Annotated in this window: 26 protein-coding genes; all 26 read right to left on the bottom strand. The window is 28.9% G+C overall.

What is annotated here, in order from left to right; genetic code table 11:
* Window positions 1–5: 5 nt before the first annotated feature.
* The 26 genes from KGF45_RS06920 to yfmH all read right to left on the bottom strand — a co-directional run bounded on the left by KGF45_RS06920 (window position 6) and on the right by yfmH (window position 26,267).
* Window positions 6–938 (bottom strand): YIEGIA family protein, encoded by a 933-nt coding sequence (locus KGF45_RS06920; RefSeq protein WP_227829165.1) that lies wholly within the window; start codon window positions 936–938, stop codon window positions 6–8.
* A gap of 54 nt (window positions 939–992) precedes the next feature.
* Window positions 993–2,246 (bottom strand): HAMP domain-containing sensor histidine kinase, encoded by a 1,254-nt coding sequence (locus tag KGF45_RS06915; RefSeq protein ID WP_255287755.1) that lies wholly within the window; start codon window positions 2,244–2,246, stop codon window positions 993–995.
* A gap of 65 nt (window positions 2,247–2,311) precedes the next feature.
* Window positions 2,312–3,010, bottom strand: coding sequence for a winged helix-turn-helix domain-containing protein (locus KGF45_RS06910; protein ID WP_227829167.1), 699 nt, complete (start codon window positions 3,008–3,010; stop codon window positions 2,312–2,314).
* A 14-nt stretch (window positions 3,011–3,024) separates the two neighbouring features.
* On the bottom strand, window positions 3,025–3,786 hold the full coding sequence (gene pgeF, locus KGF45_RS06905; RefSeq protein WP_413840107.1) for a peptidoglycan editing factor PgeF: 762 nt from the start codon (window positions 3,784–3,786) through the stop codon (window positions 3,025–3,027).
* On the bottom strand, window positions 3,783–4,244 hold the full coding sequence (nrdR, locus tag KGF45_RS06900; protein WP_227824212.1) for a transcriptional regulator NrdR: 462 nt from the start codon (window positions 4,242–4,244) through the stop codon (window positions 3,783–3,785). The genes pgeF and nrdR overlap by 4 nt, the downstream gene beginning before the upstream one ends.
* 21 nt (window positions 4,245–4,265) lie before the next feature.
* Window positions 4,266–4,529, bottom strand: a complete 264-nt coding sequence (locus KGF45_RS06895; protein WP_227432422.1) for a YlmC/YmxH family sporulation protein — start codon at window positions 4,527–4,529, stop codon at window positions 4,266–4,268.
* Window positions 4,530–4,633: 104 nt separating this feature from the next.
* Window positions 4,634–5,407, bottom strand: coding sequence for an RNA polymerase sporulation sigma factor SigG (gene sigG, locus KGF45_RS06890; RefSeq protein WP_169468424.1), 774 nt, complete (start codon window positions 5,405–5,407; stop codon window positions 4,634–4,636).
* A gap of 91 nt (window positions 5,408–5,498) precedes the next feature.
* Entirely contained in the window at window positions 5,499–6,221 is a 723-nt protein-coding gene (gene sigE / locus KGF45_RS06885; protein ID WP_227829169.1) for an RNA polymerase sporulation sigma factor SigE, read from the bottom strand.
* A gap of 24 nt (window positions 6,222–6,245) precedes the next feature.
* Complete coding sequence (locus KGF45_RS06880; RefSeq protein ID WP_227829170.1) at window positions 6,246–7,091, bottom strand: sigma-E processing peptidase SpoIIGA; 846 nt, start codon at window positions 7,089–7,091, stop codon at window positions 6,246–6,248.
* Between the two features lie 325 nt (window positions 7,092–7,416).
* On the bottom strand, window positions 7,417–8,691 hold the full coding sequence (locus KGF45_RS06875) for an ABC transporter substrate-binding protein (RefSeq protein WP_227829171.1): 1,275 nt from the start codon (window positions 8,689–8,691) through the stop codon (window positions 7,417–7,419).
* Window positions 8,692–8,952: 261 nt separating this feature from the next.
* A complete protein-coding gene (gene ftsZ / locus KGF45_RS06870) occupies window positions 8,953–10,113 on the bottom strand; it encodes a cell division protein FtsZ (RefSeq protein WP_227432418.1) in 1,161 nt (386 codons plus the stop codon).
* A gap of 189 nt (window positions 10,114–10,302) precedes the next feature.
* Window positions 10,303–10,656 (bottom strand): small basic family protein, encoded by a 354-nt coding sequence (locus tag KGF45_RS06865; RefSeq protein ID WP_227829172.1) that lies wholly within the window; start codon window positions 10,654–10,656, stop codon window positions 10,303–10,305.
* Between the two features lie 98 nt (window positions 10,657–10,754).
* A complete protein-coding gene (locus KGF45_RS06860) occupies window positions 10,755–11,429 on the bottom strand; it encodes a DUF881 domain-containing protein (RefSeq protein WP_227829173.1) in 675 nt (224 codons plus the stop codon).
* A gap of 4 nt (window positions 11,430–11,433) precedes the next feature.
* Window positions 11,434–12,132, bottom strand: coding sequence for a DUF881 domain-containing protein (locus KGF45_RS06855; RefSeq protein WP_227829174.1), 699 nt, complete (start codon window positions 12,130–12,132; stop codon window positions 11,434–11,436).
* A 22-nt stretch (window positions 12,133–12,154) separates the two neighbouring features.
* A complete protein-coding gene (locus KGF45_RS06850) occupies window positions 12,155–12,895 on the bottom strand; it encodes an FtsQ-type POTRA domain-containing protein (RefSeq protein ID WP_227829175.1) in 741 nt (246 codons plus the stop codon).
* Window positions 12,896–13,164: 269 nt separating this feature from the next.
* Entirely contained in the window at window positions 13,165–14,382 is a 1,218-nt protein-coding gene (gene murG, locus KGF45_RS06845) for an undecaprenyldiphospho-muramoylpentapeptide beta-N-acetylglucosaminyltransferase (RefSeq protein WP_227829176.1), read from the bottom strand.
* A gap of 17 nt (window positions 14,383–14,399) precedes the next feature.
* Window positions 14,400–15,530, bottom strand: a complete 1,131-nt coding sequence (gene spoVE, locus KGF45_RS06840) for a stage V sporulation protein E (RefSeq protein ID WP_227432412.1) — start codon at window positions 15,528–15,530, stop codon at window positions 14,400–14,402.
* A gap of 51 nt (window positions 15,531–15,581) precedes the next feature.
* Complete coding sequence (gene murD / locus KGF45_RS06835) at window positions 15,582–16,937, bottom strand: UDP-N-acetylmuramoyl-L-alanine--D-glutamate ligase (RefSeq protein WP_227839469.1); 1,356 nt, start codon at window positions 16,935–16,937, stop codon at window positions 15,582–15,584.
* A gap of 18 nt (window positions 16,938–16,955) precedes the next feature.
* A complete protein-coding gene (gene mraY / locus KGF45_RS06830; RefSeq protein ID WP_227829178.1) occupies window positions 16,956–17,924 on the bottom strand; it encodes a phospho-N-acetylmuramoyl-pentapeptide-transferase in 969 nt (322 codons plus the stop codon).
* A 40-nt stretch (window positions 17,925–17,964) separates the two neighbouring features.
* Window positions 17,965–19,338, bottom strand: a complete 1,374-nt coding sequence (locus KGF45_RS06825; RefSeq protein WP_227842055.1) for a UDP-N-acetylmuramoyl-tripeptide--D-alanyl-D-alanine ligase — start codon at window positions 19,336–19,338, stop codon at window positions 17,965–17,967.
* A 167-nt stretch (window positions 19,339–19,505) separates the two neighbouring features.
* Entirely contained in the window at window positions 19,506–21,485 is a 1,980-nt protein-coding gene (locus KGF45_RS06820; protein ID WP_227829180.1) for a stage V sporulation protein D, read from the bottom strand.
* 11 nt (window positions 21,486–21,496) lie between these two features.
* Window positions 21,497–21,844, bottom strand: coding sequence for a hypothetical protein (locus KGF45_RS06815; RefSeq protein WP_227829181.1), 348 nt, complete (start codon window positions 21,842–21,844; stop codon window positions 21,497–21,499).
* A gap of 197 nt (window positions 21,845–22,041) precedes the next feature.
* Window positions 22,042–22,605 carry a TVP38/TMEM64 family protein gene (locus KGF45_RS06810; protein ID WP_413840099.1) on the bottom strand — a complete coding sequence of 188 codons (564 nt, stop codon included), beginning with the start codon at window positions 22,603–22,605 and terminating at the stop codon, window positions 22,042–22,044.
* A 295-nt stretch (window positions 22,606–22,900) separates the two neighbouring features.
* On the bottom strand, window positions 22,901–23,836 hold the full coding sequence (rsmH, locus tag KGF45_RS06805) for a 16S rRNA (cytosine(1402)-N(4))-methyltransferase RsmH (protein ID WP_227829182.1): 936 nt from the start codon (window positions 23,834–23,836) through the stop codon (window positions 22,901–22,903).
* 29 nt (window positions 23,837–23,865) lie between these two features.
* A complete protein-coding gene (gene lgt / locus KGF45_RS06800) occupies window positions 23,866–24,612 on the bottom strand; it encodes a prolipoprotein diacylglyceryl transferase (RefSeq protein ID WP_227839473.1) in 747 nt (248 codons plus the stop codon).
* 368 nt (window positions 24,613–24,980) lie between these two features.
* Window positions 24,981–26,267 (bottom strand): EF-P 5-aminopentanol modification-associated protein YfmH, encoded by a 1,287-nt coding sequence (gene yfmH, locus KGF45_RS06795; RefSeq protein ID WP_227842054.1) that lies wholly within the window; start codon window positions 26,265–26,267, stop codon window positions 24,981–24,983.

Genomic DNA, 26,267 nt, shown 5'->3' with positions numbered 1-26,267 from the left:
TAAATCTACAAAGTCTTTCTAGAAAAATCACTCTGTTTTCCTTTTGATGTCTCTATGATAGGAGTGCTCTTTACTACATCTATCATTACATCTATATCCTTGATTATTGGTACATATGGTACAACCACAGTGCTTTTTTCTAAGTTAGTTTTAGATATAGCTACAATATCAACCTCATCTACATCCTTATCTATACCCATATGAATAAATAGATTATGTATTATAGCTTGTCTTTGCCCTATATCATTTACTATCCCAAATGCACCCAAATCTCTTGGTATAATCTCTATAGCTAGACATTCATTTTTATATTTTTCTCTTGTATTCTCTAAACCTATATTAGTTATTATTACACCATTTACTTTTAAAATAGGCCCTTCAAAGCTTACTTCAGCAGGAACTATATCTGCTATATCTGCTATACTATTTCGTCTTAGAAATCTTCTAAAAATTAAACCAACTAAAGCTCCTGCTATAACAGCTAGTATTGTACAATAAGCAAAACTAAGGTCATATCGTTTTGAAACAGTAATATAAACTATAGAAGATACTAGTGCAGAAAAAAGACTGATATAACTTCTAGATTCATACGTAGATGCTATTTCTTCTACATAAGCATCTCCTTTTGGTACTAATTCTTCATTGTCGATATTTTTTAATGTTATTCTTTCTTGCTCTGCAAGACCTTGAAATTGTTGTATTGCTACTGCAAAAAATGTTAATGCTGCAAACTCCTTATCTATAAGTGCAGGTAATGCTATAGCACCCAATGAAGCTGAAAGTCCTGATATTATTATTTGTTCTAAATAATCTTGTGGTCTCGATGGGTATTGCTTGTCTGTAACTCTTAAAACTAATCCTCTACACAATATTCCTATAATTACTGCTACTATAAAAGAGTGTCTAAATAAATTTGCACCTAATAAGCTTTCTTCCATTTTCTCAGCTCCTTCTATTATATAGTTTGTGCAAAAAACAAAAAAAATTTCCTTCTATTTAAGGAAATTTTTTTGTAGTATTGTAACAATAAATTCGCTACCAATACCAAGTTCACTTTTTACTTTTATACATCCATTTAATGATTTGACTATATGCTTCGTTATAGCCAATCCTAAGCCCGTTCCTCCTACATCTCTACTTCTTGCTTTATCCACTCTATAGAAGCGTTCAAAGATACGTTCTACATCTTCTTTTGGTATTCCAACGCCATTATCTATAACTTTGATTATTATTTTTTCTTCATCTTTTAAAACTACAACTTGTACAATACCATTATCTTGAGTGTATTTTATAGCATTATCAACTAAATTTAAAAACACTTGTTTGATATAATCTCTATTAGAAAGTATGTTTATTGATTTATCATCACATTTATATAAAACTTCTATATTTTTTTCACTAGCTGAACGTTGAGTTATTTCATATACTTCTCTAAATACATCATATATTACAACATCTTCCATTAGAAGAGTGTCTTTATTTTCTACAAATGATAATAATAATATGTCATCAATCAATCTTTTTAATCTGTCTGATTCACTTTCTATTATTTCCAAAAACCTATTTCTAGTATTTACATCTATATTTTCATTGGATTTTAACGTTTCAACAAATCCACTTATAGATGTAAGTGGTGTTTTAAGTTCATGACTTACATTAGCAACAAAATCACTTCTCATATTTTCAAGCTTCACCTTTTTAGTAATATCTTCTATGTTTACTATTGAGCCAATTATTACATTATTAGTATTTTGAAGATAAACTGGGTCCACTTTTATTTTGTATACTATATCATCTTTAATAGTAATCTTTGCAGTTTCATTTTCTTTAGAACCTATAAATTGAAGTATCTGCTTTAATATTTCTTCTTCTTTTATTACAGCATTGATATTATGACCTTCAACTAGTTTGTTGGGTTCGCTCTTTATCATTTCTTTAGCTTCATCATTTATCAATAATATGTTTCCATTTACATCTATAGCTAAAATTCCATGAGATATACTTTTTAATATAGACCTTAATTGTAAATGTTTATATTGTACTTCTTCTAATGTATCATCCATATTTTTTATCATATGATTAAAATTTCTGGCTAATTCTCCTAGTTCTCCTTTAGCTGATATATTCAGCCTAGCGTGAAACTCTTTGTTACTTACTTTTTTTGAAACGTATATAAACTCTTTTAAATATTTTCTTAGTGTTATTGTGTATCTTACAGACAATATCACAATGGCTATAGACAACATAACAATAAAAAAATATATGTTCTTTAATTCTTCCACAAGATAACACTCCTAAAATATAACTTTTTCTAATCTATTTTGTATCCTACACCTCTTATAGTTTCTATATATTTTTCTGATTTATCTTCATCTTCATCTTCTATTTTTTTTCTTAAATATCTTATATGGACATCTACTGTTCTAGTTTCTCCATAGTATTCATAGCCCCATATTTTATCTAAAAGATAGTTTCTTGAAAGTACCTTACCTTTATTCTGAATTAATAATTTTAACAGTTCAAACTCTTTAAGTGTTAACTCTATCTTTTCAGAACCTTTAGTAACTTCATGTTTTGATAAATCTAGTTTTAAATTACCTGTGGTAAGTATATTATTTTCTTCACCTGTACTAGTTAAGTTATATCTTCTCAAAACAGAGCTAACTCTAGCTAACAATTCTTTTATACTAAATGGCTTGGTTATATAATCATCAGCACCTACTTCAAGCCCTTCAACCTTGTCATTTTCCATATTTTTAGCAGTAAGCATTATAACAGGAATATTTTTCAAGTCTTTATCACTTCTTATTTTTCTAAGTACATCTATTCCACTTATATTTGGTAGCATCCAATCTAAAAGTATTAAATCTGGTTTAACTTCTTTAGCTTTTATAAATCCATCAAATCCATCATATGAATAACTAACTTCGTAGTTTGACACCTCCAAATTGAATTTTAATAGCTCAACTATATGCATTTCATCGTCTATAACAAGCACTTTAGTATTCATTAAAAAGCTCCTCTCTATTTTATCTGTAGTACCGTTCCTATTCGTTCTGATGCCTTATTATGTTTTCTATAAGAGTGGAATTCATCTGCTCTACAACTAGTGCATAGATTTAAATTTATTATATTTTCTTTTTTGACTCCACTACATCTCAGCATATACTCATTAATTTTCCATAAATCTAAATAGTAACTTCCCTCTTTTATTATATAGAACTTTTCATCATTATTTGTAAGAATTGTGTTAAATTTTTCTACCAAATCCTCAGACACTTCATAACAACAAGGTCCAATTGATGGTCCAATTATACATATCAAATCTTCAGGAACTGTTTTATAGGTCTCAGACATCAATTTTATTGTTTTGTGACCTATATTACTAAAAGTACCTTTCCAGCCCGCATGTGCTAGTCCTATGGCTTTATTTTTAGCATCTATAATTGATATAGGTACGCAATCTGCTGTAAACAATAAAAGTGGTACTTTCTCTAAGTTTGTTATAAGTGCATCGCCTTCTATTTTTTGTCCTATATTCTCTCTGTTAACTATGTTAACTATGTCTGAATGTATTTGAGAATTACTAGTTAAATTTTCAAACATTAAATCGCACTCCTTACAAACCCTTAACATGTCTTCTTTACTTTTTGCATCTATATTTTTGCAAGTTATAACTAGATTTATAGAATTTAATTTTTCATCAATTTCTTTACAGTTGCTACTTAAGTTAACATACTCTTTAATATCTTCTACACTTTTTAGATTTATATAATCTTTCATCATTTGTCTCCTTTTTCTATTAGTATACTTTTAAGTTCGTTTACAAAAGTATTTATATCTTTAAATTGTCTATACACAGAAGCAAATCTTACATAGGCGACTTCATCTAAATCTTTCAATTTATCCATTACCATTTCGCCAATTTTTTTGGTTTCGATTTCTTCTATAAAACATTTATTTATTTCATTTTCAATATGTACAACTATATTCTCAATATCTTCAACAGATACAGGTCTTTTTTCACATGCCTTTAATAGTCCGTATTTTATTTTTTCTCTATCAAAATATTCTCTACTATTATCTTTTTTAATAACCATTAAAGGAGTAGTTTCTATTTTTTCATAAGTAGTAAATCTCTTTTTACATAATTCACATTCACGTCTTCTTCTAATAGATTTTAAATCTGTATGTCTAGAATCTATTACCTTTGATTCTTTATAATTACAATAAGGACATTGCATCTGTATTCCTCCTTCGTTTAGCTATATATCAAATTCATCTAAGCTTAATTCTGAACCTATATTTACTATTATTGTATCACAACCTATTTTAAGTATATCATTCCAAAATATAACTTCTTCATCCCCTCCTCTTGAAAAAAAACTTCTACTTCCATCTCCAAAAATGGTAAATGAGACTACCTTTCCCTCATGGATATCCATATCTATGTCGATTATGAAACCCATCCTTTTTCCATTTTTTACATTTATAATTTCTTTTTCCATTATATCAGAAACTCTAATCATATTATACTCACCCTTTCTTTAAAAATAAATATGTATTTGGATAAAAAAAAATGACCTATATAGGTCATTTAAATTTAAAATTATGTTTACATTCCATGGATTACTTATACATACTTTCTCATATTTTTTAAAGCATTTTTTTCAATTCTTGATACTTGTGCTTGAGATATACCGATTTCATCAGCAACTTCTATCTGAGTTCTTCCTTTGTAAAATCTTAAATCTAATACCAACTTTTCTCTACTATTTAATTTTTTAATAGCTTCCTTAAGTGATATTTCTTGCAACCAGTTTTCATCAGTATCTTTTTTGTCTTGAACCTGATCCATTACAAATATCGCATCTCCATTATCTTGATATACTGGGTCAAATAAAGATATTGGGTCTTGTATAGCATCAAGTGCCATTACAACTGACTCTACTTCTAATTCTAATTCTTTTGCTATTTCTGATACTGTTGGTTCTTTTGAATTTGTTCTAATTAATCTTTCTCTGACTTGTAGTGCCTTATATGCTATATCTTTTAATGATCTACTTACTCTGATTGGATTATTATCTCTTAAGTATCTTCTAATTTCTCCTATAATCATAGGAACAGCATAAGTTGAAAATCTGACATTTTGACTTAAATCAAAATTATCTATAGCTTTTATAAGACCAATACAACCTATTTGAAATAAATCGTCTATATTTTCTCCTCTGTTGTTAAATTTTTTTATTACACTCAAGACTAACCTTAAATTTCCTCTTACAAATTGTTGTCTGGCTTCTTCATCACCACTTTTTATTTGTAATAAAAGTTCCTTCATTTGCTTATTTTTAAGAACTGGAAGTTCAGATGTATTAACACCACATATTTCAACCTTATTAACTTGCATACATTTCAGTCCTCTCTCAAAAAGTATTCATCTATTGAAATTATTTACATTTCCAATTTTTTTATACTTTTTAAGAAGAATTAATTTAGAATTATACAAATTTTTTCATTTCTTTTTGTAACCTTGAAATTATTTTCTTTTCAAGTCTAGATATGTAGGATTGAGATATTCCAAGCATTCCAGCAACTTCTTTTTGTGTTTTTTCAATACCTTTATCTATAAGTCCAAACCTTAATTCCATAATTTGCTTTTCTCTGTCACTTAATCTGTCAAGTGCCATAACTAATAAATCTCTATCTATCTCTTCTTCTATTATTTTATATATTTCATCATTTTCTGTACCTAAAACATCTGATAATAAAAGTTCGTTTCCATCTAAGTCTATATTTAAAGGTTCATCAAAAGACACCTCTGTTTTCTTTTTATTATTTTTTCTTAGATACATTAGTATTTCATTTTCTATACATCTTGAAGCATAAGTTGCTAATTTTATGTTTTTATTTAATTTAAAAGTATTGACTGCCTTTATCAAACCTATAGTTCCTATAGAAATTAAATCCTCTACATCTATACCTGTATTTTCAAATTTTCTTGATATGTAGACTACTAATCTCAAATTTCTTTCTATTAAAATTGATTTTACAGTTTCATCAGTTTCTAGTTTTTGCAAAAGTTCCATTTCTTCTTCTGGTTTTAGTGGAGGAGGAAGAATATTGGCCCCTCCCATATAGTATATTCCTTTTGGCTTTATTATTTTTAATTTAATACCTAACATCGTAATAAAGCTTATGATTCTTTCTTTTAATCGTAACATCCTTTGTCCCCCTTAAATTTTTAGCTAGAATCCAGGCAATATATTTGGATTCATTATTGCCCCGTATTCTCTATCATTAAAATTTGAAATACCAAGTATTATATTTCCTATCTTTTGCTCATCTACCTCTACATAATCAGCTTTTAGACCAATTATTATGCTTGTCTTATTACTTCCAGCATGTTTATAAGGTATTATTCTAACTCTCCCTGAAGTTCTGTCATCTAAACTACATATGATTTCCTGAGCTTTTTCCATATCTATATCTTCATAGTTAATATTTAATAGATTTTCTGGAATCAATCCTTCTAACACACTTGATTTGACTATTATTACATCACTTTGACTTATTGGGTCTTTTAATAAATTTCCACTATCCACTAAAGCCTTACAGCAAAAGCTTTTTTCTAATAAGTTTATATTTATAGTCTTTGTAAGCTCTTTGATGTATTTAAGCATCTTCAAGTCTTTGTAAATGTACTTTAATAGTTCACAACTTACATAAGTACATGCAATTAAAAAAGATATTTTTAAATGGCTTATTCCTGTAAAATAAATTACAAAATAAGTACTTCCAGAAATAAAAATATTTACTAAATAAAAAACTAATGCTACATGAGCATAATCTTTTTTACTCTTAGTCCTAAATGAAATTAAAGTTATAATACTCATGATTATTATTTTAAATGGCACTGTAAATAGTATATTCATTGACGGGTATAAATAAGCAACAGAGTAGGCTCCTCCTAAACTAGCCCCCAGCAACTTATTCTTTCTAGGATTATATTTTTTAGTAAGAATAGAAGTACAACTTATAATAATATAATTTATTACTAGGTTTTCTATAACATAGTACTCAATATACACCATGTATCCCCCCTTAAAACCTTTAAACATATTATAAGATAGTATGTACAAAATTTTATGTCACTTTTGACAGTCGAATCCAAAACAAATTCTATTTAAAAATAACAATGATATATGTCTTATACTTTATGTCGTCAAAAGATATTTTTTTAGTATCAAACAAATAGGCTTTTTTGTAGAATTCAATATATCTAGGTAGAAGTTATTCAACCCTACTTTTGGAATATTTCCATAAAAAAAGACTATGCGACTTAATAATATAGCAAGTAAATCTTTTACTTGTATAAAATTAAGTTGCATAGTCTATAAATTCAAATATAAACTTAAACTATTGTGCTAATAATTCATTTGCATATTTTGCAGATTCATTTAGTGCTTGTTCTGGAGTCTTATCTCCAGCTATCATCATTTGAAGTTGTTTCCATAAGTGTTCATATATTTCTACTCCATGAGGTCCAACTGTTAATGGTCTGTACATATTTTTATCTTTTGTTACCATTTCTTCAAATCTTGGGTCTCCTTGATATTTTTCACCTTTAGCAACTGGTGCTCTTGGTATCTCTTTATGGAAAGCTTCCATTGAGTCTTTACTTAACATATATTCAAGAAGTTTAAAGCCAAGTTCTTTGTTTTTACACGCTGACATTAAAGTTAAATCATCTACTGAAGCAAAACTACCAACTGTTTTATCTTCTAATGAAGTTACATATCCCCAGTTTAAGTCTGGGAATGATTTATCAAAAGTACTTGTAGCAGCAGAAGACAGCATTATAGTAAATGCAGCTTTTCCTGGTCCAAATACACTTTCAACCATTTCATTACTGTCTTTTGATAAAGCATTATCTGGTATATATTTTTTCATATCATTTATAAAGTTAGCAGCTTTTAATCCTTCTTCATTATTAAATTTAACTGATTTTAAATCATCATTATATATATCTCCACCAGCTTGCCATAGATATGGATACCAGTTCCAGTTTAAACTACCAAACACTTTAGAACCCCAACCTTGTGCAAGACCCCATTGGTCGATTTTTCCATCTCCATCAGTATCTTTTGTTGCTTTTTCACATATTCTTTTAAAATCTTCCCATGTTTTAGGAGGTTTTTCTCCCAATTTTTCTAGTATATCTTTATTATAGTATAATACACCTGGATTAGCAGCTTCTATAGGTAAACCGTAAATTCCACCCATCATTTTTGCATTATCTAAGTATAAATAATTGTCTGAAGTTCCTGATTTTTCTAAATAAGGAGTTAAATCTTCAACTGCTCCCATTTCTATAAATTGAGGAAACATTTCTGCATACATATATCCTATATCTGGCCCCTCACCTGCACTGATTGCAGTAGCATATTTTTCTGCATAATTATCCCATGGTACTATTTGAAATTCAATTTCACAGTTATTTTCCTTTTCAAATTTCTCAAGTATTGGTTTCCATGCATCTGCATCATGATCTGTTAATGGTGCAGACCATACAACTAATTTTTCTTTGCCATCTTTTCCTTTAGATTCTTCTTTTTTTGTACATCCAGCAAGAAGTGATGTTGACAAAACAGCAACCATGGCTAAAGAAAGAATTTTTTTTAGCTTAATCATACTTAATCCCCTTTCAGACTTTAATTTCTCTTTTTCCTCAAATTTTTACAATTCAATTCAGATTTAATATTACCAAATAAAAATATCATTGTCTAATTATAAAAAACTATAACCATTTGTATAATTATCATTTTTTTCTATACTTAATAAAAAAACTTTACTTTTTTATATTTTTTTGATACTAGAATATATTTTAAGAAATAATAGATTAAAATACAAAAAATAAAAAGAAGTCTATTGACTTCTTTATAAATTTACATATTATCTTCTTCTTCTTAAGAATGTAGGTATTTCCATGCTCTCATCATCGTCTTCTTCTATTATACTCGCCTTTTTAGGAGCTTCTATCTTTTCTTCAACGACAATTTCTTCTTCTTCTATTTCTTTTACAACTTGTTTTACGGTTGTATTCAAAGAAGATCTTATACTTGATTTAGGCTTAGTATCCAAATCTAAAATCCCACCTTGTAAGCCTTCAAATCCTGTTGCGATTACTGTAATCATTATTTCATCGCCTAAATCTTCTTTTATAGAAGCACCAAATATAACATTTGCTTCTGGGTCACATGATTCCATAACTAAAGTAGATGCTTCATTAACTTCAAATAATCCTAAGTTAGGACCACCTGTAACATTAAGAAGTACTCCTTTTGCTCCTTGTATTGATGTTTCTAAAAGTGGAGATTGGATAGCTTGTCTAGCAGCATCTATAGCTCTAGTTTCTCCACTAGCACTACCTATACCCATATGAGCAAGACCTTTATCTTTCATTATAGTAGTAACATCTGCAAAGTCTAAGTTTATTAATCCTTCAACTGCTATAAGGTCAGAAATTGATTGTATACCTTGTTTTAACACATCATCTGCAACTGCAAAAGCATCCAACATTGAAGTATTCTTTTGTACTATTTGTAAAAGTCTATCATTTGGTATTGTTATAAGAGTATCTACCTTTGACTTAAGCTCAGCTATTCCACCTTCAGCATTTTTCATTCTTATTTTACCTTCAAATGCAAAAGGTTTTGTAACTACACCTACTGTAAGGATACCCATTTCTTTAGCTAAGCCTGCAACTACTGGGGCAGCTCCTGTACCAGTACCACCACCCATTCCAGCTGTAACAAATACCATATCAGCTCCTTGAAGTAGTTTTACTATTTCATCTTTACTTTCTTCAGCAGCTCTTTTTCCTACTTCTGGATTAGCTCCTGCACCAAGTCCTCTAGTTAATTTTTCTCCTATTTGAACTTTATATTCAGCCTTTGATGTATATAAAGCTTGTTTATCTGTATTTACTGATATAAATTCAACACCTTTAAGTTGAGCTTCTACCATTCTATTGACAGCATTGTTTCCACCGCCACCTACACCTATTACTTTAATTTGTGCACATTCTTCTAATTCTACGTCAAAGTTTAGCATCATAAACCCCCTTATCTCATGATTCAAAGTTATCGTATGTATTAATTATATCATTTTCTTCTTTTATTTTGTTAACCTTTAACTAACATATTCCACAAAAACGTAAATTTTCCTTTTTAATTTTCTTACTTATATTGTCAAATATTACTCTTTAAGTATAAAATATTTTATGTATATATCAAAAGCTCTTTAATTTTTATGTTTTTTATTCATAATATTGGCAATGATATAACGTCTAATTATGGATAAATTATTAAATAGTCTCATACCAAAAACTAATACTGCTACATAATAAAGTGAAATTCCTAACTTTTCTCCTATATAAGTCAATAATATAGCCAAGATAGCATTCCCTATGAAACCAGTAACAAAAATTACATTATCATAGTTATCTTCAAAACTGGATTTTATCGCTCCAAATATAGAATCCATTATTGCAAGAATAGCTACTGACATATATATCGAATAATCCATAGAATATGTAAATGGAATGTAGTAACCTACTACCACACCAAATGCCAATCCTCCTAACACCCATATCATAAATCTTCACCTCTTTATTTTACTTTGAAACACAACTATATTACAATCCTTTTTATTAATTTTTTTTATTTTTTCTTTATTTTTTTGTATTTTTCGTTTTATTTTGCAAATAAATCCACCTTATTTCCATTATTTTCCTGTATTTTTATATTAATTCCATATATATCCTTTAGAGATTTAGCATATGATTCTGGAGAATTTATAGCTGCACTCAATAAATCTATATCTCCTATAGCTTTTATTATAAATGGTTGTCCATATGTAGTATCGTTCACTGTAATAGTTGCTCCTGAACATTTTATCTTACTTGTTGACAATACTCTTTCTCCATTTATAGATATTGCTTTTGCACCTGCTTTTTTCAAATCATTTAAAACTCTTAGAATGTCAATATCATGTATAATCAGGTCGTTTGGATTTTGTCCATCTTTTAATTCTCTTTCACTATCCTTCATAGTAATAGTTATTCCTGGACCTGTGACAGTTGAGTAGCCACTTAACTCTTTAACTTCTTCAAGTTCTTTTTTCATTAATGTTTGAATCGATTCATTTCCATTATTTTCTGCTTGCTTATATTCATCTAAAGTATTTTTATTACTTTTAAGAGCTTCTTTTAGATTTTTTATTTCCTTATTTGTATTTTCTATTTCACTTTCAATATTTTTAGTCTGACTCAATGTTATATACACTTTATTTGGGTTCAGTGATTTTATATAAGTTGATATGAAAATGCCTAATATGAATGCTCCTAATATAATCATTTTCTTTTTCATACTATTATTTCCTCTCTACTTTTTCTGTATCACCGTGTCCATTTATTTTTACATTATCTTCTTTAGCCACTTTTACCTTTGCATTATAATACGTTTCTATTTCCCAGACAATACCGTACTTTATATTGAGCGCAGAAGCTAATGTATCAGAATCACCAATTGCCTTTATTGTAATTGGCTCCTTTATAACAGTATCATTCATATAAAGTTTATCTTCTTTCAAATACATATATGTATTTGAAACTAATCTTTGATTATTTATAGATATGGCACTTGCTTGTGCTGAATTTAATTTATTTATCATTGACAGTAATAAATCATAATTATATAGTATACTGTCATTTTTATCAAAGCTTCCTAAGGTTTTTGTAGAATTTATTTCAACTTCAATACCTTTTCCTTCTACATCTGTATATCCAGCTAAGGTTTCATATTTTTCTATTTCTGATTTAAGTATATCTTGCTCTCCTTTTTCACTTTTACCTCTATAAGTATCTATATCTTTTTTTACACTATTAATTTCTGATTGAAGATTTTCCTTTTCTTTTTTTAGAGATTTAAGTTCTTCTGTAAGTTGCTCTCCTCTCTTAAAAGTCGTCATCCCTCTATTTTCTATATTAATAATTTTTAATTGTAAACTAACGAGAACTCCCAATACAATACTTCCTATGATTATACTCTTATTTATAAATCTTTTTTTCAAAATATCACTTCCTTACAATTGTCTATCCTTCTGGACTATATACAGCTAGCTTTCCATAATTTAGATTTATAGTCCCACCATTGGTATTTTTATTTTGCAGGTCAATCAAAATTTTATTTACCCTAGATATATTATAATCTAAGTTATCATCATTAGAAAGTAAGATTTTTATATTGCTTCTCGTAAGCATATCTACATTCCCTTCTTTTTTAAAGTTTACATAATTTATTTTTCTATAAATACCTTCTTCTTTTAAATAATTTAAAGTCTTAAATACATTCTCTTTAGTTTTATAATCTTTAAATTTTATTGATTTCGTATCATCAATACTATAATCTACTTCCACTATCAAATCATTTTTGCTTTCATTAGTACCTTTTAGTTCCTCTAATAAGTTCCCTTTTTTATCTATATAACAATAGTTATCTTCATCCTTTAATGCTGCAAAAATTTCTTTTTCCTTTAAGCTTATAATTATCTTATTTGGAAGTTTCCTTTTTATTTCTACATCTTCTATATATGGATTTTTCATAAGCTTACTTTTCATGTCTTTAAAATTGTATGCAAATATATTTTCATGTGAACTTACATTTAACTCTTTCATTATATTTGACTTGGTGACTCTTTTATTTCCAATCACATCTATCCTCTTTACATCAAATAAATCACTCCCTACAATAATACATATCCCAAAAGATAGCATAAGTATAAAAACCAAAACTATCATAACATTATTCGTATTTAGCTTCTTTCTCCTCTTCAAATACAATCAACCCCTTTGGTTAATAAATACACCTTTCGAGTTTATATTTCCTACAAAAAAAATATAATATTTAAAGTCAAATTTTCTCATTTTTTTACAAAACAATCTAATAAAACATTAAAAAAGAGGATTAAATTGATATTTCATCAAAATAAATATAAAATACTATATGTTTTTTATAACTTAAAACTTGTATACACACAAATAAACCCCTAATTTAGAATAATTTAGAAAATCTAATATATTATAAATTAGGGGTAAATATCTATTTATCTTTTCTTTATTCCTATTACTTTAGCCTGACCTTCTATACTTGGAGCTGCTTCTTTTTTTACTTCCTCAACAACTTTTTCTTTTTTTGATTTTTTAGCTGTTGATTTTTGTGTTGAGTTGTATACCTTTATTATCTCATCATATATAAGGTCTATCGCCTCAGGTCTACCTATAGTTTTACTTGCATTTGCCATGTCAACTAGAAGCTCTCTATCGCCTAAAAGTTTAAATACGGCTGTATTTAGGCTTTCTGGAGTTAAGTTTTTTTCTAGAATTGCAACCCCTGCACCTTGCTTCTCTATACTCTTAGCATTGTACTCTTGATGATTTTCAGCAGTATATGCTTTAGGTATTATTATAGAAGGTTTGCCAAGAGCTGTTATTTCAGCTAGTGAAATTGCTCCTGCACTACCTATAACTAAATCACTTGCTGCAAGTGCATTTGCCATATCTTCTAAATAAGGTACTACTTTTTGGTATGGTTTAAGATTTATATTACTGATACTTTCCATAAATTCTTCATAATAGCTTTTTCCTGTTGCAAATATAAAAGCTATATCTTCATTGACCATATTCTTTATGACAAGTCTCATTGCATCATTTATTTTTCTTGAACCTCCACTACCACCATAGCAAAGTACCATTTTTTTCTCTTCACTTATCCCTAAATTTTTTCTTGCGATATTTTTTCTTGATAACAAAATTTCTTTTCTAACTGGATTTCCTGTAAAAACTAATTTTTCTTCAGCTGCCTCAGGAAATCTTTTATGTGAATCTTCAAAACTTGTAAGTACCTTTGTAACTGTTTTGGATAAAATCTTATTAGTTACTCCAGGAAAAGAATTTTGCTCATGTATTATAGCTGGTATTTTTCCCATGGACGCATTAAATAAAACAGGTCCACTGACATATCCACCAGTTCCTATGACTACATCTGGCTTAAATTTTTTAACAATTTTTCTTGATTGTTCCAATCCTTTAAAAAGCTTAAAAACTCTTTTTACATTATCGAAGTCTATTTTTCTCTTAAATCCTTGTACTGTTACAGTTTTCAATTCAAATCCATACTTAGGAACTATTTCTGATTCTATTCCCTTTTCCGTCCCAACAAACATTATCTCGGCGTCTGGATGTTCATCTCTTATTTTGTTAGCAATAGCTATAGCTGGATATACGTGTCCTCCAGTTCCACCGCCCGATAATAAAACTTTCATCAAATCATCATCTCCTGTTAATTAATTTTGACATGCTTTGAGATGTTCAACACTATACCTACAGCCCCCATAAAGATGGTGAGTGAGGTACCCCCATAACTTATAAATGGTAGTGCTACACCTGTAGCTGGCATTGATGATGTTGCAACTGCTATATTTAAAGCTGCTTGTATTCCAATTTGTGCCCCTATACCTATGACAACCATACAAGCAAATACATTAGAAGTCTTCAGCGCTATTCTTACACATCTGTAGACTAAGGCTACAAATAGCATTATAACTATTATACAACCAATTAATCCTAACTCTTCTCCTATTATAGCAAATATAAAGTCATTTTGTGGCTCTGGTATATAAAAATACTTTTGCTTACTCTTTCCTAAGCCTAAACCAAACAGTCCTCCTGAGCCTAATGCATATAAACCTTGTATTACCTGATACCCCTTACCAAGTGGATCTTGAAATGGGTCTAAAAAAGATGTAACACGACTAAGTCTATACGGTTCAGCAATTACTAATGCAGCAAATAAAGCAGCCCCACTTCCTATCATAGCAAATACAATTTTCATATCCATCCCAGCAACAAATATCATTACAAATGTAACTAGAATTACAGTACCTGCTGTTGACAAATTTGGTTGAAGTATTATCAACGCAAAAAATATTCCTGGAACTACGAGAAGTGGTACAACACCTTTTGTCAAAGATTTTATTTTATCATAATTTTTCTCAATCAATTTTGCAGTTAATATTATTGTAGCAAACTTTGCAATTTCTGCAGGCTGAAATGTTAAAGCACCTATCCCTAACCATCTTTTTGCTCCATTTGCTTCTATTCCCAAAGGAGTTAAAACCAACAATAATAGTACTACTGCTATAGCTCCAATTGCTGTAGCATTTTTCTTCCAAAAATTATAGTCTATTCTAGATGTAATAATCATAACTATAAATCCCAGTATAGCATATATTACATTTTTCTTTAGAAAATAGTATGCATCATTATGTTTAAATGAAGATTGTATAAAACTTGCACTAAACACCATAACTATTCCTACAAATACTAAAAGCATAGTAGTATAAAATACTACTCCATCAAATTCAGTCTTCATCCTTATGTCAATTTGTTTTTTCAAATTTTCTTTAGGCATCCAACTAATCTACCTCCATTCTTCCATCTAAGTAAGTTTAGAGGTAAGAGATTATTTTAAATTGTTTACATTATCTTTGAAGTCTTTTCCTCTTACTTCAAAACTTTCATACATATCCCAACTTGCACAAGCTGGTGAAAGAAGCACTATATCTCCATTTTTTGAAATCTCATGAGAAGTCTTAACTGCTTCCTCCATATCTTTTACTATATGTATGTCATTAAATCCTTTATTTTTAGCACAACTTTCTATCTTTGGTGCAGTTTCTCCTAATAAGATTAATGATTTAACATATGACTTTGCAATTTCAAGAAGTTCATCAAAGTTGCTTCCCTTATCCATTCCTCCTGCTATAAGCACTATAGGTCTATTATAAGACTGTACAGCTTTTATAGTAGAATCTGGATTAGTTCCCTTTGAATCATTTACATACATTACATTATCTAAGTTTCTTACAAACTCTTGTCTGTGTTCAACTCCTTTAAATGTCATCAATACATCTTTTATTACTTCTAAATCTACTTTACAAACATATGCGATTGCTATTGCTGCCATACAATTTTCTAAATTATGGCCTCCAGGCAAACTTACATCATCTTTATTTAGAAACTTAATCTTATCCTCTATATCTATTATTATGTCATTATTTTCTAAATATACTCCTCCATTTACTCTATGAGTTCTTGAAAAGTAAATTATTTTGGCATTACATTTATCAGATAGACCTCTCACTATTTCATCATCATAATTTAATACACAAAAATCTTCAGCATTTTGATTCATAAATATTTTTGATTTAGCTTCTATGTACTTTTCCATAGTATGATGTCTATTTAAATGATCTTCTGTAATGTTTAATATTGCACTTACTTTAGGTCTAAATTCATCCACACTTTCAAGTTGGAAACTACTCAGTTCAGTTACAAGTATAGATTCTTCATTTGAAGTTTCTATAGTATCTATTACAGGATTCCCTATATTACCAACTACATATGTATCTTTTTTGGCACTTGAAAAAATTTCTCCTACTAAGCTAGTTGTAGTTGTCTTACCATTTGTACCTGTAATCCCTATAAAAGTTGGATTATTTGACAATTTAAAAGCTAATTCTACCTCACCAATTATACACTTGCCTGAATTCTTTAGTTCCAAAATAAATGGCAGGTCTAATGGTACCCCTGGAGATACTACAACCATATCTACATCGTCTACATCCTCTGGATGGCATCCTAATATGTATTCTATGTCATTTATAGATTTTAATTCATCAAGTATGTTTTTTAATTTATTTTCATCTTTAATATCATTTACAATTATACTTGCTCCTAATTTATCTAAATGTTTAATTGTAGATATACCAGTTTTTGCAAGCCCTACTAATAAAACTTTTTTTCCACTTAAGTCCATTTTTTATTCCCCCTAGGCCTAAAATACTGCTATTATACTTATCCAAGCTAAAACAACTGTAATAATCCAAAAAACAAATACAACTCTTGTTTCTGGCCAGCCACATTGTTCAAAATGATGGTGTATTGGAGCCATCTTAAAGAATCTCTTTCTAGTTGCTTTAAAATATCCAACTTGAATTAAAACTGATAGAGCTTCTGCAAAATAAATACCTCCAATTATAGGTATTATAAGCACAGAATTAGTTAAAACTGAAAATGCTACAACCGCACCTCCTAGTGCCATTGAACCTGTATCTCCCATAAACACTCTAGCTGGATATGAATTAAATCCTAAAAAGCCTAGACATGCTCCAACAGTTGCTGCTGCCAAAACTGCAACTTCTGTATTACCTGCAACTGAACTTGCAAACAACATAAAAAATACAGAAACAACTAAAGTCACTCCTGATGCTAGACCATCTAGACCATCAGTTAAATTTACAGCATTTACTATTGCTACTATTATAAACATCATTATTGGTATATATAGTATCCCAACATTTATTACAAAATCTGTAAATGGTATCATAAGTTGCGAAGCACTTGATGATGACGTATACTGATAAAAAGCAACATAAAAAGATAATGCAACTTGAAGGATTATTTTTTGATATGCTTTTAGTCCAAGTGACCTTTTTAGCTTTATTTTTATAAAGTCATCTAAAAAACCAATAAAACCAAAACCAGCAATACATATAAGACCTACTGCCATGTCATGACTAACTTTTACTCTTGTAAGTCCAGTTATTAGAATTGCAACAATCATTATAATTCCACCCATAGTAGGTGTTCCATTCTTAGCTAGATGTGTTTGAGGTCCATCATCTCTAACTGTCTGACCAAATTTAAATTTCCTAAGCATTGGTATAAATATTGGTCCTATTATAATTACTATCAAAAACGCAATCAATGCGGTGTACGTAAGCTCTGTTATTCCTAACATCATAAAACTCCTCTCCCTTGTCAATCAACTCATTAGTTTAAGCTTATTTATTTAGATATTCAACTATTTTTTCTAATTTCATGCCTCTTGAGCCTTTCACTAAAATAGTGTCTCCTGTTTTTATTAATTCATCTAATTGATTAAATACATCATCTCTATTTTTAAAGTGATATATATTGGATGAATCGAATCCTAATCGTTTTGCTTCGTCTCCAATAAACACTGAATTTTCACCTATAGTTATTATAATATCAGTATTATTCATAGATGATTTTCCAACTAATCTATGACCATACTCTGAAATTTCACCCATCTCAAGCATATCTCCAAGTATTGCTACTTTTCTACCTTTATATCTTCCAAGTATTTTTAAGGCTGCTTCCATAGAATCTGGACTGGCATTATATGAGTCATTAATTATTGTTAATCTTTCATTTTTTATTATGTCTAATCTCATTTTTGTCCCTTTGAAGTTTTTTAAACCTGTTTTTATATAATCCAAAGAAATATTTAAACTCATGCCAACTAATATAGCTGACATAGCATTATATATATTATGCTCTCCTATTGTTGGTATAAATATTTCCTCTTTTTTTCCATTTATGACACACGTAAATGTCAAACTACCTTCTTCCATAGTATAATCTTCACAATAAATGTCATTATCTTTATTAAATCCAAATGTTTTTAACTTATATATGTGCTCTTTTTCTTTTAGTGTAGATAAAAATTTATCATCACCATTCACAATCAAGGTATTTGTATCATCAAAGTTTGAAGCAATCTCCAGCTTTGCCTTTAAAATCCCTTCTTGTGAACCTAGGTTTTCTATGTGCGATAATCCTATATTTGATATGACTGCAATTTTAGGATTTACTATGTCCACCAAATACTTTATTTCATTAAATCCAGACATTCCCATTTCTATTACAGCACACTCATGTTCTTTATTTAAATTAAACAAAGTCAAAGGAACCCCAAAATGATTATTTAGGTTCTTTTCATTTTTCAAGATGTTTAATTTTGCAGAAATAGCTGCATATATCATATCTCTAGTAGTTGTTTTCCCTACACTACCTGTAACACCTATAAATGGAATGCCAAATTTTTCTTTATAGTATCTGGAAATATTTCCTAGAGCCAAAGTTGTATCTTTTACCTCTATTAAATTTATATCCGAACTTTCTAATTTTATTCCATTACTTTCATTTTTTATAAAAGTTTTACATCCACTATCATAGGCAGACTTTATAAATGTATGCCCATCTAAATTTTCTCCAACTATGGCTACAAATGCATTTTGTGCCTTTGCTTCCCTGCTATCTATAACTATATCACTTACACAGTCATTATAATCTCCATATATTAACTTTCCATTAGTTGCAAGTACTAACTCCTTTATTGTTAAGCACTCCATTCTCAAACTCCTCCTTATAAAACATTAGCTATATTATCTTAGCAACAAAAGGCAATGTATACCGTTACATATACATTGCCTACGATAACTCTTAACTTTATAATTATATACTATATTTCTGTTTTTTTGAAGATGTTTATGGATATATGTTAATTATCTGTTACTTTTTAGTTTTCAAAATATAGTGTTATACTTGAATCTTCATTAACTTTTATTCCAGGTTTTGGAAAAACATCCTTTACTTTTGTATCCTTGGGAATTTCTATATCTGTATCTAAATTTGGTTTTAACTTCGCATCTTCTAGTGCTTTCACTGCATCTCCAATTTTTAAATTTCTTACATCTGGTACTTTGACTTGTTTCTTTTCATATTCAGCTTTTTCTTCTTCTTTATATACTGGTTTAACCCCTAAATATTTTAGAGAATCATTCATTATTTCTTTTACTATAGGTCCTGCTGTAGTACTACCAAATGCACTTACTCCTGTTGGCTCATCAACAATAGCAAGAACTACAATTTGTGGGTCATCACAAGGTGCTATTCCCACGAATGAACATATATATTTTCCTTGAGCATATTTCCCATCTATAACCTTTTGAGCTGTACCTGTTTTACCACCTAGTCTATATCCTGGTATATATGCAATTTTTCCTCCACCATCAGTTACAACTGACTCTGCAATTTCTAACATTTTTTTGGATGTTTCTTTAGATATAACATTTCTTACTTTTTTTGGTTTTACTGTTTCAGTTATATTACCTTTATTGTCAGTATAAGATTTTACTACTCTTGGTTGCATTAAATCTCCACCATTTGCTATTGATGATATAGCTGTTATAAGTTGTATTGGAGTTACTGATATGGATTGACCAAATGATATTGTAGCTAACTCGACTGGACCTACATTTTTTTCATTATATAATATCCCCTTAGCTTCTCCTGGTAAATCTATACCTGTCTTATTCATAAGACCAAAAGATTCTATATAATCATACATTTTACCAACACCTAATCTACTTCCTAATTCAACAAACACAGGGTTACAAGAATTTTGTACTGCTTGTTTAAACTCTTGTGTTCCATGAGGTCTATAGTGTCTCCAACATTTAATCTTTCTTCCTCCTACAGTTACACTACCTGTACATGTGAATTTCTCACCATCTTTTATTACTCCTTCTTCAAGAGCACTAGAAGATGTAATAAGTTTAAATGTAGAACCTGGTTCATATGTATCACTTACTGCTGGATTTCTCCACATTTGATAATAGCCCTTTATTTTGTCTTTATCGCTATATTTTTCAAGTTCTTCTTGATAATATGGATATATTGGTGTTCTTGAGTCGTTAGGGTCATAATCTGGTTTTGATGCTAGAGCAAGTATATCACCAGTTTTAGGATTCATTGCTATTGCAGTGACTTTCTTTGCATTGTTTATTTCATAAGCTTTTTGTACTGCTTTTTCAGTATAATGTTGGATTACTTCATCTATAGACAATACAAGACCATTCCCTTGAACAGGTTCATAATATTTTTCCATACCTTGTGGAATTTCTCTACCTGAAGCATCAGTACTTACTATTAGTTTTCCAGCTTTCCCTTTTAATTTTTTATCATATTGCATCTCTATACCAGATATCCCTGTTGCATCTGAAGAAGTATGACCTATTACATATGGTGCAAAATTTCCATAAGGATAATATCTTTGATTGTCTTCTGCTACCCATATTCCACCTAATTTAGCATCCCTTATTTTACTTGCCTTATCATCATCTATCCATCTTTTGACCTTTACAAGAGCCATATTTTTTTTACTTATTAGAGAATAAATATCTTTATAGTCTTCGTCCAAAATTTCAGCAACTTTTTCAGCCGCTTCTTTTTTATCTTCAACTTCTACAGGTTTGCACCAAACTGTATATTTAGTTACACTTACTGCCAATTCTTTCATATTTCTATCATATATAGTTCCTCTTTTAGGCTCTATAGGTATATCTCTTGTTTGTTGTTCTAATGCTTTTGTACTCAACCAATTACCTTTCATAAGTTGTAAGTATCCAGTCCTAATAACAAGGCAAAAAAACAGTGCACATGCTAAAACAAGAACAAGTACCAGTCTTTTTTTGCTTATCCTTTTTACTTTTCTCAAACCTATTCCCCCTAGTTATCCACATTTATATACTTTATTTGTCCATCTTTTGGATAGTCCATATTGAGCAATTCCTTTGCTTTTAACTCAATTTCTTTTATTGATGTTTTTTCAGTTTCTTTTGCCTTTAGTTCCTCTAATACTATCTCTTTTTTTCTTAAATCTTTTTGTAAATAATAAATATCATATTTCATTTCTGAAATTTTTGAATAACCACATAGATTCAATATTATTACTACGAAAGTTGTAATCAATAAAATACATTTAGCCCCTATTTTTTTATTAATTCTCTTTTTATAATTATTCTTTTTTTTATTTTTATATTCATTTAGATTATGTATTTTATAATTTTTTTTCAAATTATCACCCCGATAATATAGATTTTTAGATTTTCCTCTATACTATATTTGTTATTAATCATATCTCTTCCTTTAAAATTTCATCGCTAAATTAATACACTATTACACAATCTATTTGTAATTTTTTCTATACACAACAAAAAATCTATAGATTCACTAATTCTTGAATATCGAACCTATAGATTATACACTAATTTTTATTTATTTTTATCACTATATATTTTCTTTAACATATAAATCAATACACTTAAAGCAAATAATATTAAAAGTCCTGTCATCATGACTTTAGCTCCACCAGTCAACATCCCACCAACATAAGAATATACAATGGTTGCTGGTAATTGTCCTACCCCAGTAGCTATAAAGAAAGATATAAAACTCATAGATGTTAGACCTGCTGCATAACTCACAAGGTCAAAAGATATAAAAGGAAGCAATCTTGCAATTAAAATTGTATGTTTTCCATATTTATCAAAAAAACCATCTATACTTTCTAGTGCAAATTTACTTGTAAGTTTTGCAACTACATCTCTACCTAAAAATCTCCCAATTACAAAACAGATTGCAGCACCTGCCATTGCACTAACCCATGACAGTATAGCACCATTTACCCATCCAAATAAGGCTGCATTTGCAAAAGTAATTAAAAATGCAGGAAGAGGTGCAGCTATTGATTGTAATATCATAAGTGCAAATGATATTATTGGTGCCCAAACTCCAAATGATAGTATGTACTCCTTAATTGCATCTAAATTTAACATACTCAGATAAAATATCATCTGATTTACCATTTTTTTAACAGGAGGTATAAAAAAGTAAATAGCAAGTACCCCCAATATAATACAAATTTTTATTAATAATTTTTTATGCTTATTCTCTATTTTTCTTCACTCCTAATATCTATTTTAGTTATATTATAACAGAAAATATTTTTCTATATTGTCGATTATATCATAGTTGTTTTCTATTCTAATAAAAACTATAATAGGTTTTAACTATCATTAAGAAGTTTATTATTTTATTACATAGCTAGCCCTTACTCTCAAACTATATAAATTATATTTTTTCAGCTACTCTCAATTTAGCACTTCTTGAACGTGGATTTACTTCTATTTCTTCAGCACTAGGTAATATTGGTTTTCTAGTTATTATTTTTACTTCAGATTCTTTGTCACATTGACATATTGGTAAATGTTGTGGACATATACAATCTGATGCAAGATATTTAAATGCATTCTTTACTATTCTATCTTCTAACGAATGAAATGTTATTATACAAATTCTACCTCCTTCATTCATTATAGAAGAAGCATCATTTATCATCTTTGTAATTACTCCAAGTTCATTATTTACTTCTATTCGTATAGCCTGAAAAGTCCTTTTAGCTGGATGAGGCCCATCTATTCTAGCTTTTTTAGGAATAGCTTTTTTAATTGTATCAACCAATTCACCTGTGGTTTCTATTGGTTTATTCACTCTTTCCTCAACTATAAATTTAGCTATACGTTTAGCCCAGTTATCTTCACCATAATCTTTAATTATCTTAGCTAGTTCATCTTCTGAATAAGTGTTTACAACATCATATGCTGAAAATTCACACCTAACATCCATCCTCATATCAAGTGGTGCATCTTGCATATAAGAAAATCCTCTCTCAGCTTCATCAAGTTGATGAGAGGAAACTCCTAAATCTGCTAATACACCATCTATCTTATAAACTCCTATTTTTTCCAATTCTTCTTTTATATTTTCAAAATTGCTATGAACAAATTTTACTCTGTTTTCATATTCACTTAGTCTTTCTCTTGCTGTATTTATAGCATTTTTATCTTGGTCAAACCCTATAAACAATCCTTTATCTGATAATTTTTTTACTATCTCTTTGGAATGTCCTGCACCCCCCATAGTACAGTCAACATATACTCCATCTGGTTTTATCTTTAAATTTTCTATACATTCATTTAAAAGAACTGATACATGATGAAATTCCATAACTACCTCCTTTAAACTCACTATTTAAATTATTTTTCAATACTGTTGTTTTTATTTCTCTTTGATAAATAAATATGTGCTATTATACCACCAACAACTCCAACTAAACTTATCACTTGAGCCATTCTAAGTGGCCCTAACATTAAACTATCTGTTCTTAATCCTTCTATAAAAAATCTTCCTATTGAATACAGGGTTATATAAGTTACTATAACCTGTCCTTCGTATTTTTTATTCTTTCTAAACAATAATAAAACTATAAATATTCCAAAATCCCATATAGACTCATATAGAAAAGTTGGATGAACCTTTACTCCATCAACCATTATTCCCCATGGTAAATTAGTTGTACCTCCATGAGCTTCTCCATTAATAAAGTTTCCCCATCTTCCTATAGCTTGTGCTAAAGGCATTCCAAGTATGACAGTATCAGCCATTTTTAAGAAATTAATATTTTTAACCTTAGTGTATATGTAACCAGCTAAGATTCCACCTATTAATCCTCCATGTATAGCAAGTCCACCACCTCTAAAATTAAGGATTTGAGATAGATTTTGAGCATAATAACTCCAATTAAATATAACATAATATATTCTTGCACATATTAATCCAACAGGAATTGCTATGATAGCTATATTTAATACATCATCTTCTTTAAGTCCTACTCTTTTTGACTCTTTTATTGCTATTAAAGTTCCCAAAATCATACCACTAGCCATGAGTATTCCATACCACATTATGTCTATCCCAAACAGTGTAAATGCAACTCTATCCATAACTCCACCTCTTTATCTTAATTAAAATATTTCCAAAGCAATACACCATATTTATAATTAATTGTAATTATACTAAATTATGATAACATATTAATGTTAATTCTACAAAACATATTGATGTTGATTCTACAAATACTCAAAATATATTATACACATCATCACAATAAAATCATTCATAAATTATTTGTAATCAAAGAAATTGGTGTATAATATACACCAATCTCTCTATAAGTTTTTATTAATAATATTTAATTTTTACTAACTTAATTTATATAAGTATATTCAACAAGCTCACTTGCTATCTAAATAAAATAAGTATCAAAATTAACTATTTGGCATTTAGCTACTCATTGTAATGTTCAAATTTTCTACTTAGGTTCTACAATAGAAATAACACAATACTCTTCTTTAAAGTGTTCTTTTAATCTTTCTTCAACTTCCTCAAAAGTAACATCTTTAATAATATCTAAATAATCCAAAATATTTATCTCTTTAAATATATAAGATATAAAACTATTTCCTATAAAGTTTATAGAATCAAAACACTTAATAAATGAACCAATTTTTTTCTTTTTAGTTCTTTCAAATTCCTCTTTAGATAATCCTTCTTTTTTAGCTTTTTCTATATATTCAAGAATTATCTCTTTTACTTTTTTAGGTTCCTTAGAATCTCCAGCAATTACACTGAAAGCATAGTCTACTTGAGATGAAAATCCAGCTCCAAAATTTTCATTTATCAGACCTTGCATATATAAATCTTCATAAAGTTTGCTACCCTTTTTAAATAACATACCTATAAGTATGTCAGTTACAATTTCTTTACATAAAAGTTCTTTTCCTTTTATACCTACATTATTATCTTTAAAACCTATGTTAAACATAGGTATAGATATAGGAAACTTTTCTATAACTTCTTTTTCCTTTACATTTGCTGGTTCTTCAGGATAAAATCGTTCTATATTCTTAGAAAGCTTATCTACATCATAATTATTTGCTTTTTTAGTTACATCTATGACTTTTTCTACATCTAAATCACCAACAACAAACAAAGCCATATTTCCTGGATTGTAGAAAGTATTATAGCATTTATACAGTTCTTCCTTAGTTATCTTATATATACTATCTACTGTACCAGCTATATCAATTCTAGCAGGATAATTTACATACATAGCCCTTAGACAATTAAAATATACATTCCAGTCTGGGTCATCATTGTACATTTTTATCTCTTGCGCTATTATACCTTTTTCCTTTTCAACATTTTCATCTGTAAAATAAGGTGTTTGAACATAATCAATTAAGTGTTCTAAACTCTCATAAAAATTTTCAGTAGCTGAAAATAAGTATGCTGTCATTGTAAAATTAGTAAATGCATTTGCACTTACACCCAATTTAGAAAACTTTTCAAATGCATCTCCTCCATCAGGTTGTTCAAACATCTTATGCTCTAGAAAATGTGCAATTCCTTCATTTACTCTAATCTTTTTATCTTCTCCTATTGGAACAAATTCTAAGTCATTTGAACCATAATTAGTAGCTAAAATAGCATATTTTTTTGTGAAGCCTCTCTTTGGCATAAAGTATACATCTAAGCCATTTTGTAATTTTTCATAATAAACTTCTTCTCTTAATATATCATTAACTATTTTTTCCAT

Source organism: Clostridioides sp. ZZV14-6154 (assembly GCF_020657785.1).
Classification (GTDB): Bacteria; Bacillota; Clostridia; order Peptostreptococcales; family Peptostreptococcaceae; genus Clostridioides.
Note: the sequence above shows the minus strand (reverse complement) of the source record. Positions and strands in the feature narration are given on the sequence as shown.